Below are 13099 nucleotides of genomic sequence, written 5' to 3' on the forward strand. Positions count from 1 at the left end.
GAACCTTCATTGCCCACCTTACTCTCTTTTTGGAAATGCCGTCTGTTAGCAATTCCAGCTAACCGACAGGGATCTTCACGAGGTCCTCCCTATTGCTGAGATGCACAACAACAAAAGGTTCCCCAGCATGTTGACTCATGAATTGATCAACTGCATCATATTCCGTATGATATCTAAGCTCAAGCAAATGGGTATGAGATAATCGCTCAATGATTTGCCTCGTATCGTCAGATGACCCTTCATCGAATATCGTTGCCGTAACTTCGTAGCCTTTTAATCCAGAGAAGAAAAAAAGTGAGCGAATATACCATTCAATTTGATTTTGATTATTTTTGGTGACAAGCAGAACTTTAGCCGGCTTCTTATTTCTACCCTTGCGAGCACCGAACCATAGGTGAAGCACAGCGATACTAATCCCGTAGCAACCCAAGATCCAAAGCAATCCAATCCACATAGCGGATCCCTCCCTTATTTGCAGTGTATGCCGCAAAAAGTAGAGGGGTTCCAACAAAGGGAGTCCTACAGGGTTACCCAACCATTCTTAATCGCAATAATAACCGCTTGTGTACGGTCATCCACTTCCATCTTCTGGAGAATGGAACTGACATGGTTTTTCACCGTTTTTTCACTAATATAGAGGAACTCTCCAATTAGCTTATTGCTTTTGCCCTCTGCCATGAGACGCAGAACTTCAGCTTCCCGTTTGGTAAGTGGACTATTGGTATTATGTATGTACTTAATTGCAGATTCCTTAGCGCCTTGGCCTGAACCAACCACTCCGACATCATCTAAATATGTCATGCGTCTAAGCTGATTGATTAGCTTGCCTGTAACTTTCGGATGAATATAAGCATGACCAGCTACTACGGAGCGGATTGCATTAATGAGCGACTCTGCTTCCATATCTTTAAGCAAATAACCCGAGGCTCCTTTGCGGAGGGTCTCGAACACATAGCTCTCATCATCATGCAGGGAAAGAATGATAACTTTAATATCAGGAAAAATAAGCTTTAAGCGTTCTGTTGCAACTACGCCGTTCTCAAGCGGCATGTTAATGTCCATGAGAACAATATCCGGCGTGATTTGATTGCAAAGCTCAATAACCTGGATTCCGTCGCCGCACTCACCGATGACTTCCATATCATCTTCCATATTGATGATCCGTTTAACACCTTCGCGAAACAGCTGATGATCGTCCGCAATAACAATTCGTACATTGCGCTTATGACTCGCCGTGTTGTCCATTTTGATTTTCCTCCTTGTTCTCTGCACCGCCGCCGATAGGGATTAGCATTTTAATTTTGGTTCCGGAATCTTTCGCGGAATCAATTATCATTGTGCCTTCCAGCAGCTCGACACGCTCACGCATACCCAGCAGCCCGAAATTATTCCCTTTAGCTATTTTCTGCTCTGTTTGCGGCACATCGAAGCCGACCCCATTATCTACAACGTAGATTTGTACTTGATCAGGTTCCAGTGTTAGCTCAACAGATAAGAAAGTTGCTTTCGCATGTTTTATTACATTAGATAGAGCTTCTTGCACCAGTCGGAAAATCGCAATTTCAAGCCCTGAGGGAATGCGAGTCTGCTTGCCTACGAGATTGAATTGCGTACGAATTCGATACTTCTCTTCAAAATCTTGAACATACTTGCGTAGTGTCGGTACGATGCCTAGGTCATCAAGCGCCATTGGGCGGAGATTGAAGATGATCTTCCGAACTTCTTCAAGCCCCCCTCTGACTTGTCCCTTTAAATCAACTAGTTCTTCCTTCACTGCGGGGATGTCCTCTTTTATAAGCATGCGCTGCGCAATTTCTGTACGAAGCACGACGTTCGCCAAGGTCTGAGCCATGCCATCGTGAATTTCACGCGCTATACGCTTTCGCTCTTCCTCTTGTGCCAGAATAATTTTCAAACCAAGCAGCTGCCTGTTTTTAGCCGATTCTAATATGCGAGTGACCTGATTGAGATCTCCGGATAAGTATTCTAACACTACATTCATCTGAGAAACGATCGTTTCAGCCCGCTCTACCTGCTTGTCTACATTCTTAGTTCGCACCTGCAGGTCATTGCGTCTGGTCTTCAGATTATTTTCTTTTTCCCTGGCAATAGTAAGCTGTAATTGAAAGGCAATAGCCGCTTCATAAGCAACCTTGATATCTTCCTCACGGTATTTATTAAAGTCACGGCTGACTTCCGTGAGTCGAATGCGGGAGCGCTTGTAATCCTTCTCTAGCTTGTCGACCAACTCAATCGTGATGCTCGTTTCATACTTTATTTCCTCAAGTTCACGAGTAAGCGATTCTTTCTCTAAGCGGGAAGCTTCAGCGATCTCAAACATCTGATACTTGCTGCTCTCCATGACGTTAATTGCGTTTTTTATGACACGATCTATAGCGTCTGGCTGCAAATGAAACATGCTCCTTTTTAGTGAACAATATTAGAAATTAGTCTACCCCATATTGTACCATAGTTCTTTCAATTTGAATTGAACTTCTAGCACTATTTATTCGATTGTAATCCCGTAATTCTTGGGATCCCAGCCTACTTTAAACCCTAATTTCTCAGAAATCAAACGCAGTGGCACCATGGTCACATTATTCATAATTTTTGGTGCTACCTCCGCTGTGACACGGTCCCCATTAGCCAGTAAATCCGCATTATCAATCCAGAGGTCAATTAGCTTATCCCCGCGAATAACGGTTACCTTCCGTTCGGCATCATCCCACTTCACATTACCGCCAAGAGCTTCCGTTACAAAACGAATTGGAATAAGCGTATTGTCATTCACAATCGTTGGAGCTTGCTCTAACGTCATAGCTTTATCGTTTACGGTTACTTGTTTCTTATTGACCGTGAGCTTCACTGAACTTTTCGGCAGACCTGCCAACTGTCCCTTATAAATGAAAGAGATATCATCGATATTAATTTTCCCTTTCGAGGCTCTTTCATCCTGTCCGTTCGCGGGATTAGCTACGTATACACTCTTGAGCTTAATCGGGAATTTCAGATCGGACACATCAGCCGTTAATTTGCGCCAGCCTGTCCAGTTCATGTTTTCCGTAAAGCTTACATAGTTCAATTTGCCGTTGGCATCAACAATTTCAGCACGCACCCAGTTGAAGCTTCCATCCCCAAAAACCCTCGCCGTAATAAACTCAGGTTCGCCTGCAATCTGAACACCGTTTGTGCCATCAAACCGGGCATACGCGGCTTTCGTGCCTGTACCTTTTGTAAAATCATACGCAATCGCCAAATTCTTATTTCCGTTTTCTTGCTCAATATTCACAGCTGAAACAACCTCTGCCGGATATTTATCGCCTGTTGTCATGACGGCAGACTTGTCCAAGTCATACCATACCTTCTCTTGTCCTATTGGAAGAGTAACCATCGTGCTGAAGCCGTCATATCTCGCGATAACCTGAGCAGCTTGAGAACCTGAAGCACTATCAACGTGAAGAACGCCGTCTTTCAAGCTTCCTTTCACCCCGCTAAGCTCCCAAGTTGCTGAAGCTGCAGGCAATTCTCTAGTTGCACCGCTTTTAGTGGTTACCGTAATCGGCAGCCTGAAATCCCCACCTTCTGTCAATGAAAAAGAGCCCGAATTAAATTTCATCGAATTAATTTGATTTCTGCCGATAACCTCGACGTCCATTGATGCAGAACCTTTGCCTGACTTCGCAATAATTTGCGTTTTACCAGGTGTTATAGGTGTGTACACATTATCTTTGAATCCGCCATTTGCCGTAGAACTACTCCATTGTGGAACAATACCGTCTACAGAAATTGGATTATAATAATCATCATATGCTTTAAATTGATAAGTGCTTGACTCATTCATGAATAAAATATTTTGACCTTTTAAAATAAGACCTTTCAACTCACCTTTAGGCGCGGTCGCATATACGCCTACACCATTTACAACAGAACGCTGATTGCCATTTTCCGTCTTATTCACCAGCTTCGGATCAAAATCGCCTAGAGGCCTGGACACCATCTGAGTGGATCCTCCGCCATCGAGAACCATTCCCCGCCAAACACCGGCACTGATCATAAACTGTTGAAGCTCTGGAAGCGTCATCCCCGCGCTGCCTGCGCTACGGTCAGAGGTAATAATGTATGCCGTCTTCATATCTTTTGAATATCCAATAGCTGTTCGTGAACGCGGGCTATAACCGCTGAAGTCATTGATATTTCGTGTAAAATAACTCGGCTTCGCCTCATCTACCAGCAGTGTGCTACCGCCGATGAGCATTTTGAAGTTTTTCCAATCATACGTTTTGGAAGCATCGTGTGGAACAATATCGTATTTGGTGGTGATTTTATCTCCGACTTTGAGGTGATTTACGATAAACTCGCGTGCCAGGCCAGAGCCTCTGAGAATATAGCCGTCCGCAGGAGCAACCATTTTTATATTCGTATCTACGGCAATTTCCTTCACAATATCATTTTGGATAAGCGCTTCCGTTGGAACGTGCGTTCCGTCAACCGCCCTTTGTGTCATTGCCCAAGCACTCGTATATAGGAAAAGTCCATCCGCAATCATTGCAACATCGTTATCGTCCCAATAATACGTTTTATTCACACCGCCAAGCTCAAAAGATGTCCCGTCCTTCGCCGTGACCTTCCCCTGGAAATCAAAAATATCAATGATCGGCTGATTATTCTTCGTTATAGCAAAAGAGTACAGTCCCGATATTTTGGCAGGTGTCGCCATAACCTTTCCATTCGTAATTTGAGCGCCCTCCGGAACTCCCTCGGCTTGTGTATTGAAGAAATCCCCGTTTACACCTGCTACTGCGCCGCTATCCTTCACCATGCCTAAAACACTCTGATTTTTCGTGAACTGCGTGTTCGTCCCAGCCATTGCGTCTATTTTCACGTTCGGATTCGTCAAATCGACCTCAATCACATTCGCGTTCACCGAAACATCCTTATTGCTTCTACTTGTCGTCCACACATAATTCTTCATGACTGCGCCTGATGTGATCGTCTCCTGCGAACTTAGTGTCAACGTTGATCCCGCCGCATTTACCGTAGTTCCAGCTACCAATTGCCACACCAATGCGCAAGCCAGCGCACCTATTCCTACTTGCTTCTGTACCGTCATGTTGCTTTTCCACGCTCCTCTTTCAGTCTAATTCTATTATCTATCATTTTCACGATACTTATATAGACTCTTAAACTATGGAAAAAGTTACGATAGGGTCACAGTTGTATTTATACTCCAAAAGTGAACAAAAAAAGAGAGCAAAACCCTAGCTGGGCCTGCTCTCTGCCTGAGATGCAAAACCTGTAAAATTACAGGATACGTTTTAATTTAGCTTCATGTTCGATAGACCGCGCTGATAAAAGTTCAATAATGGCGTGTTGTTGTTCTTGGACGAGTTCGATTCGTTTTACCGTTTCATTGGTTTCCAAAACAGCCTGTTTAATTTGAGTTTGTTCTAGTTCGAGTCGGTCTAGGCGTTGGTCCATACGGTCTAAGCGTTGGTCCATGCCGTCTAGGCGTTGGTCTATGCGGTCTAAGCGTTGGTCCATACCGTCAAAGCGTTGGTCCATACCATCGAGTCGGGTATTGATACCGCCTAATTGATCATTGATACTACCTAGCTCCTTGAACACTGGTACAAACTCGGCTTTCAGCAAGGCTGATAACGCCTCTTTCAATTCATTATCCACTTCCGTCACTCCCCGATTCATCTACTTGTAATAGATGCTTTTAATCGTAAATCCAGTATACCATAGGAAATGCTCTGGATGAAAAACTATTGGAGGATATGAATATATTACCATTTTGCATAGTTAAAGTCAAACATGTGTTCTTGTTTCCTCAAAAGTAAAAAGCCGCCTAAAAGAGGACGGCTTTGCTATCTATTCTAAACTAAAGCTTGAGCCTTCAAAATCTCAGCTTTGTCTGTGCGCTCCCAAGGAACATCCAGATCGTTGCGGCCAAAGTGACCGTATGCAGCTGTTTGACGGTAGATCGGACGACGCAGGTCAAGTTCTTTAATGATGCCTGCAGGGCGAAGATCAAAGTTATTGTGGATCAGCTCAACGAGCTTCTCTTCACTCACTTTAGCCGTACCAAATGTATCCACAGCAATGGATACCGGACGTGCAACACCGATTGCATAAGCTAGTTGAACTTCGCATTTTTCAGCAAGTCCAGCTGCTACGATGTTTTTCGCAACATAGCGTGCTGCGTATGCACCGGAACGGTCAACTTTTGTTGGATCCTTACCAGAGAAAGCACCGCCGCCGTGACGAGCATAACCGCCATACGTATCAACGATGATTTTACGGCCAGTCAAACCAGCATCCCCTTGAGGTCCGCCGATTACGAAACGGCCAGTTGGGTTGATGAAATAGTTTGTATTCTCATCCAATAAGTGCGCTGGAACGATTGGTGCAATAACATGCTCTTTAATATCTTTTTGGATTTGCTCCAAAGTCACTTCTTCACCATGCTGTGTGGATACAACGATTGCATCAACACGAACCGGTTTATCATCGATGTACTCGACAGTAACTTGTGTTTTACCATCAGGGCGCAGGTATGGAAGAGTTCCATTTTTGCGCACTTCTGTCAAGCGGCGAGCAAGTTGGTGAGAAATAGAAATCGGAAGCGGCATAAGCTCAGGTGTTTCGTTAACCGCGAATCCGAACATCAGACCTTGGTCGCCCGCGCCAATTGCTTCAATTTCCTCATCGGACATTGAGCCTTCTCTTGCTTCAAGAGCTCTGTCTACACCTTGAGCAATGTCAGGGGATTGTTCATTCAAAGAAACGAGAACCGCACAAGTTTGGGAATCAAATCCGTATTTTGCACGCGTATAACCAATTTCCTTGATTGTTTGTCTTGCAATTGCTTGAATATCCACATACTCAGAGCTTGAAGTAATCTCACCGATTACCAAAACTAAACCAGTTGCTACAGATACCTCACATGCTACACGAGCATTCGGATCATTGGCAAGAAATGCATCCAATACCGAGTCAGAAATTTGGTCACAAATTTTATCCGGATGACCTTCTGTTACGGATTCGGATGTAAATAAACGACGTCCACGAACTTGCGTCATATCATTCATCCTCCTAATTTCATTTAGTATGTTTGAAAAGCTTCTACTCGATGCCTCTATATGAAAAAAAGTGGGCCCGGCTTTAGCGGCAGCTTTTCACGCCAAACGGAATCCCTCTTTTGCGCTCAAGCGCTGACAAGATCTTTGAATTCCGCACTGGTAAAAATAACAGATCAAGCAAGTCAATCAATGAATAAAGACAACAAAAAAATGAACCTTTCCCGATTGGAAAAGGTTAAATTAAATATTGACCTTCAATAATTTATCTTACTTTATTTGTCGTCTAGTGTCAATGAATGTAACCGTGAAGAAATTATGAATTATTCCAAAGTGATTTAGAGAGAGAACAGGGCCTCTTCTGCACGTTGAATCAGCCTTTTAGTAATTGTTCCTCCTACCGCTCCTGCATCTCTTGAAGAGATGTGGCCCCAGTAATCCTCTTTCATTGAGGAAGAAGGAATAGATCCCAGCTCCGTCGCGAATTCCGTATCCGCATTTAACGACATATGCTTACCTACTGGCAACCCTAATTCAGCAGCAATTTCATACTTCAGAACATCTAGTGCCTTTTTTGATTGAGGAACCACCTTGTTGTTGTTTCTTGCCATAATAAACGCCTCCTTAGAGTTTTTATTATTAAAAACAATACTCCGCAGTCGACCTTTGTGGGTACACCTTTATTATGGCTGTATTCTTGAACTAGAACCGCATAAGAAGTTGTCATAATGGGTAAAATTATGGAGAAGGTTTATTTAGCAGCCGTACTTCCGTCTGCATTAAGCAGTAAATAACTGCCGCGTACCATAACAAAAATGTCCGCGGTATTTTTCGGTGAAGGCTTAATTCCGCGTCCCTCAGTCGGGAAAATCAAAAGATGGTTCAGCGCGACCTCAGTCCCCGCTGGTAGATCCTTGCCTCCCGTTACATCCGGGATGCCATTATCATCGTTGCTCATGGCTAGAACCCGGCCGGAGCGAACGATAAACTCAGTGCCAGCACCGGCGTAAAGCGTTTGTCCATTTTCTAATTGGACAACCTTCATTGTCGCTGGCGTTGGGGTAATGCTGCCGCCTCCGTTGCTCCCACTGCCAGGCTGGCTTCCGCCAGCGCTAGCAGCGATCGCGGAGGCGATGAGATCCTTCACCTTGGCTTCGCTTAAGGTATTCTGATCGAAGTAGCTCTTCGTGATCACCGGATCGGTGGACGAGCCGGGGGTTGGTGCTTCGGCTTGGGAGGTAGAACATAAGGACACACTAATTATGATTAATCCTAATAGAATAGATGTTTTAATTGTAAATTTCATGCTCCAGGTCCTCTTTCTTACTCATTTTAAAAAATTTAAAAATATCTGTAAAAGAAAAGGACCCCGAAGGGTCCTCATCTATTTGACATTATTGTTTCTTTGAAACAAGGAAAGTAACTGATTTACCATTTGGTGCGAAAGCTGTAATTAAGAATTCTGTTACGCCTGTACCTACGTTAGAAATCTCTCCAGTTTTTGGATCAATTGTGGCAGTGCCTGTACCTTGAATACCACTAATCGTATATTGAACGCCTAAGATGTCATAGTAGGTAGCAACAGCATCTGATGATAAATCATCAGGTTGTGTGTACTCAATGCCATACTGATCAAATACATGCAGTTTGTTAAACAGGGTATAAGCTTTAGTGCCATTCAGAGATGCTAACGAAGTAAAGCTTGCGGAATCATTATCTGCCTTAATCGAATCAACAGTGATTGCATCGTTCTTAACTGTTACTTCTTGAGTTAGGTTAACTGTTGTACCTTTGTTAGTGTACACAATGGCAGATACAGTAGCAGTACCTGGTTTGTTTCCAAGAACATAACCATTTGCATCTTTAGTTACACTAGTTTGATCTGGATCAAGCAAGTTAGTTCCAGTAAGGATAATGGAATTGTTCGAAGATGAAATCGAACGAACAAAGTTTACTGGAAGTTTCACTTTATTGCCAGCTGAATCTTTAGCAATTACTGATAACTTTTTAGCGAGCTTACTTGTAGGTGCATTTGTGATATCAGCAGTGCCAATATGATTTCCTTTAACAGTTGAGCTCAAGCTGTCAACAGCAGAGTAAAGAGTTCCGATTGTATTCAGGGAATAAGTCAATGAAGTATTGGAATCAATAGCCTCAATTGAATTGCTTGTGGATGAAGTGTAATCCGAGAAGGCACCACCATTAACTTGTTTCTGAATAACAGCTTTTACTGTCGCTTTTCCTATTTGATTTGGAGAAGTGTTAAGATCAAAACCTTTGTTAAAGTACACTAGTTGAGCGTTGTTAAATGTATAATTGCCGTCAGCATCAGCTGTTGGAATTGGAATAGGGTTACCGGCTGCATCATTTACAACAGTAGTAAATTTAGGTGCAACAGTCACTCCGGAACCAGTAACAGTAATATACGCTTTAACTTGGAAAGCACCTGTTTGACCATTTGCACTCACAATGGAAGCAGCAACTTTGCTAACGTCTTTACCATATTGGTCTTTCAATTGATATTCAACTTTGTCATCAGCACCAAAGATCGCTTTTGCAGCAGGTACTGTTTTAACAGTAATTTTTTCTGGCACACGAGCATCTTGAATCGGAAGACTAGTTTGCACGAAACTGTTAGTTTGGGACTGGCTAATTTGAGCGGAAACATATACAGAATTTCCAGGTCTGATGGCAGGATCTAGAGTTACTTTAAGTTTCCCTTTATCAGATCCCGTTTCTTGAAGAACAGCTCCAGTACCACCAGAGAAAATAAAGCGAGCTTTATTATCAACGATATCTTGTGCGCTTAATTTGTTGCCATTAGCATCAGTAGCTATGATTGGAACAAATACACTGTCGTCACCAGCAGCAGCTACAACGCCACTTGTATCAAACTCAACTTTAGTCGCTAAGTTAGCAGCGCCAACACTAATGGTTGCAGTTGCGGATGCAGAACCTCCATAGACATTGACAGTATAATCAGCTGTTTTGTCTACTTTTGCATCTAATTTCAATTTAACACGCGGGTTATCATTATCATCAAAGAAATCTTCAGCAACTACTGGGCTGCTTTTTACTACAACAAGGTGTTGCTCGTAAGGAGTAACAACTGGATTAATAGTAGAAATTGAAACCTCTGGGAGATTTGTGTTTGCATCAATTTCAGTAAATTGAGATTTCACAATAGCGTTTCCGTATTGATCAAAAAGCTTCAATGCAACTGAAACAGTATCGCCTTCAGCAGTAAGTTTGTTTGTAGTAGTATTAGAATAAGTTGTAGCACCTGTCTCAATTTTAGTAAGGATCGGTACAGTACCAACTTTAAAGTTTTTGGAAATAGTTATATTACTGTTGTTAAAATATACTGTAACTGGAACAAGACCATTACCTTGAGTTACACCAGCAACTTTAACATTAGCATCGATAACAAGATTACCATCATCATCTTTTTTGAAGCTTGACGGTGCTACGCCAGAAACAAGTGCAGTGAAGCTGGAAGCACTCAATGATGTTGCTTCACCATATTGGTTGCTTGCTTTCAATTTGATGATAGCATGTTTGCTGTACGCGATTGTATCGGACGCACTTACAAAGTCAATTTTGGAAACTTGCTCGTCAGTAGCTTTGAAAGTTGCAGTTGTTTTTTCAACAGCATCAGCATCAAGGCCAGACAAAGTCACTGTGTAATCACCATCAGAGATACGAGTATCAGTTGTAAGTGTTACGGATTTTTTGTCATCGGACCATTTCGGAGCAGTTGTGGATGTACCCACAGCCAATGTACCTTTAGTCAAAGCCAATTTAGCTTTATCAGTGTCAACCGCTTTGCTGAATGTAACTTCAACTTTGTATACGCCAGAAGCTTTAGCTTCAGTTACGGATACTTTACCAACGTTTGCGATAGCTGCATCAGCTTGGAATGCACCAACAACTAGGTCAGCACGAGTAGCCAATTTGGAACCGTCAGTACCTTCTGGAAGGATTTTCTTGTCAACTGCTTGTTTAACAGCGTCAGCGTACCAAGGAGTACCTGAAGTGTCTGGTTTGATTCCAAGACCTTTAACAAGTGCAGTAGCGAACTCACCAAGAGTTACGTTAGCGCCCGGGTCAAAAGTTTTGTCTGTTTTACCATCAACAAGACCTGCTTTTTTAGCAGCTTCGATGAAAGGAATTGCCCAGCCGTTAGCTGAATCGTCCGCTTTTACATCTTCAAAGCTGGAAACTTTAACGCTATCGTCAACTTTGACGCCAGCAACCAAAACAAGAACTTTCGCGAATTGTGCGCGAGTCATGTTTTCTTTGATACCGAAGGAATCATCAGCTGTACCTTCAAAGTATTTCTTTGCAAGCATAGCGTCGATTTTAGCAAGTACAGTTGCGTCTAAACCTTCAAGATCTTTGAAATCCTTGGAAGTTTTAACTGCAGCTGGAGCAGTTGTAGTAGTTGTAGTATCAGTGCTTGGTGTAGTTGTTTCAGCAGCCATTGCTACGGATGCAAACAAAGAGAAAGCCAGTGTTGCAGAAGCGATTACTTTTAAACTTTTTTTCATAACCTTTTTTTCTCCTCCTTGAATATCTTGGGTTTTATTTTTTAGTTTGGATCTTGCAATATTCGAGCTCGATTCACTCATTGTATGGTTCACCCCCTTCCCAGAGTTAGAGCATTATATAACTAAGTTCGCGTGCAGCTCTATTGGCCGCATTGGAAACTAGTAAACTTTAAGTAGGAAAATAGACACCCACACCAATTTACATTATACATTGGTCGAATAGCGTCGTAAAGAATTATTTTAGCAACTTTAGCTATTGCTTACTGCTAAAGAAATAACTTCTTATTATTAACTTGTTTTCAAAGTATTAAACGCACAGTTTTAGAAAAAGTTGCGTTTCTCTAAAAAAATATTTTAAATATTTATTCATGCAATAAAAAAAGACCCCGAAGGGTCTTTTTATTTATTCTTATTTTTGTGGCATTGCAACTGCAACTTGAACGGATTTGCCATTCGGTGCAATAGCTGTGATCAAGAACTCATGCACATTGCCATTGATTTGTGTAATCGCGCCTGTTTGTGCATTCATTTCTACATTACCACTGCCGCTCACCACGGATACGGTGTAACGAAGTCCTAGTACAGCATCATATTGGTTGATTGCTGCGTTCTCGTACTCGATACCGTATTGGTCTGTTACCATCAGCGTATCATCACCATCAGTGAAGTAGTCGTAGGCCATGTTGCCTTCTTTATACGTTGCAGTCGTTGCTCCTGCTTCAAGTTTGTCTACCGTGATCGCGTCTGCTTTCACAGTTACCGTTTGAGTCAGGTTAATCGTCTCGCCTTTGTTTGTCAGAACGACGGCAGATACAGTAGCTGTTCCTGCTTTGTTACCGATGACATAAGCGTCTGTACCATTAACAGCCACGGTTGCTACGGATGGATCCGAGCTTGAAATGCCTTGTACAGCGTTGGAAGGAAGAACGACTTTGTTTCCTGCTGAATCTTTCGCAATAACAGACAGTTTTTTGTCAAATTGACTTGCTCCAGCTGTTACTTTCTCTCCAGTTGTAAAGTCTGCTTTCAAGTTGTCTTGTGCGGCATACAACGTGCCAAGTGTATTAATGGAGTACGTCAAAGCTGTATCCGACTTCACTGCTTCGAAAGTACGAGTTACAGCAGATGAGTAATCCGAGTAAGCTCCACCATTTGTCGCTTTTTCAACGACAGCTTTTACCGTAACTTTTCCTACTTTATCCTTAGTTGAAGTTAGGTCAAAGCCTTTGTTGAAGTCAGCCAATTGGTCATTGTTATAGTAGTACGTTGTTACATTGGCCGGTGCTCCATTAATAGGTGTTGCTGCATGTTCAACTTTAGGTGCTGCGTTTGTACCTTCACCGTCTGTTGTTACTTCAACTTTGACGCGGTAGTTAGATTTTTGGCCATTTGCACTTGCAATATCCGAATCGATTTTTGAAACATCTTTACCGTACTGATCTTTCAATTGGAATTCGATATCGTCGC

Annotated in this window: 9 protein-coding genes and 1 pseudogene; all 10 read right to left on the bottom strand. The window is 42.6% G+C overall.

Features of this window, described 5'->3' with window-relative positions:
* Window positions 1–58: 58 nt before the first annotated feature.
* Window positions 59–454 (bottom strand): hypothetical protein, encoded by a 396-nt coding sequence (locus tag GC097_RS10815; RefSeq protein ID WP_171683343.1) that lies wholly within the window; start codon window positions 452–454, stop codon window positions 59–61.
* A 65-nt stretch (window positions 455–519) separates the two neighbouring features.
* Window positions 520–1245, bottom strand: a complete 726-nt coding sequence (locus tag GC097_RS10820) for a response regulator (protein WP_171683344.1) — start codon at window positions 1243–1245, stop codon at window positions 520–522.
* Window positions 1223–2419, bottom strand: coding sequence for a sensor histidine kinase (locus tag GC097_RS10825; protein WP_171683345.1), 1197 nt, complete (start codon window positions 2417–2419; stop codon window positions 1223–1225). The genes GC097_RS10820 and GC097_RS10825 overlap by 23 nt, the downstream gene beginning before the upstream one ends.
* A gap of 87 nt (window positions 2420–2506) precedes the next feature.
* Window positions 2507–5110: a stalk domain-containing protein gene (locus GC097_RS10830; protein WP_171683346.1), complete on the bottom strand. Its 2604-nt coding sequence runs from the start codon at window positions 5108–5110 to the stop codon at window positions 2507–2509.
* Window positions 5111–5301: 191 nt separating this feature from the next.
* A complete protein-coding gene (locus tag GC097_RS10835; protein ID WP_312875647.1) occupies window positions 5302–5682 on the bottom strand; it encodes a hypothetical protein in 381 nt (126 codons plus the stop codon).
* Window positions 5683–5879: 197 nt separating this feature from the next.
* A complete protein-coding gene (gene metK, locus GC097_RS10840) occupies window positions 5880–7085 on the bottom strand; it encodes a methionine adenosyltransferase (RefSeq protein ID WP_171683347.1) in 1206 nt (401 codons plus the stop codon).
* Window positions 7086–7420: 335 nt separating this feature from the next.
* Entirely contained in the window at window positions 7421–7693 is a 273-nt protein-coding gene (locus GC097_RS10845) for an alpha/beta-type small acid-soluble spore protein (protein WP_171683348.1), read from the bottom strand.
* A gap of 140 nt (window positions 7694–7833) precedes the next feature.
* On the bottom strand, window positions 7834–8388 hold the full coding sequence (locus GC097_RS10850) for a hypothetical protein (protein ID WP_171683349.1): 555 nt from the start codon (window positions 8386–8388) through the stop codon (window positions 7834–7836).
* Window positions 8389–8476: 88 nt separating this feature from the next.
* Window positions 8477–11713, bottom strand: a complete 3237-nt coding sequence (locus GC097_RS10855) for an S-layer homology domain-containing protein (protein ID WP_171683350.1) — start codon at window positions 11711–11713, stop codon at window positions 8477–8479.
* A 328-nt stretch (window positions 11714–12041) separates the two neighbouring features.
* Window positions 12042–13099, bottom strand: a pseudogene (locus tag GC097_RS10860) (hypothetical protein); the annotation flags it as partial.

This window comes from Paenibacillus planticolens (assembly GCF_013141725.1).
GTDB lineage: Bacteria > Bacillota > Bacilli > Paenibacillales > NBRC-103111 > Paenibacillus_E > Paenibacillus_E planticolens.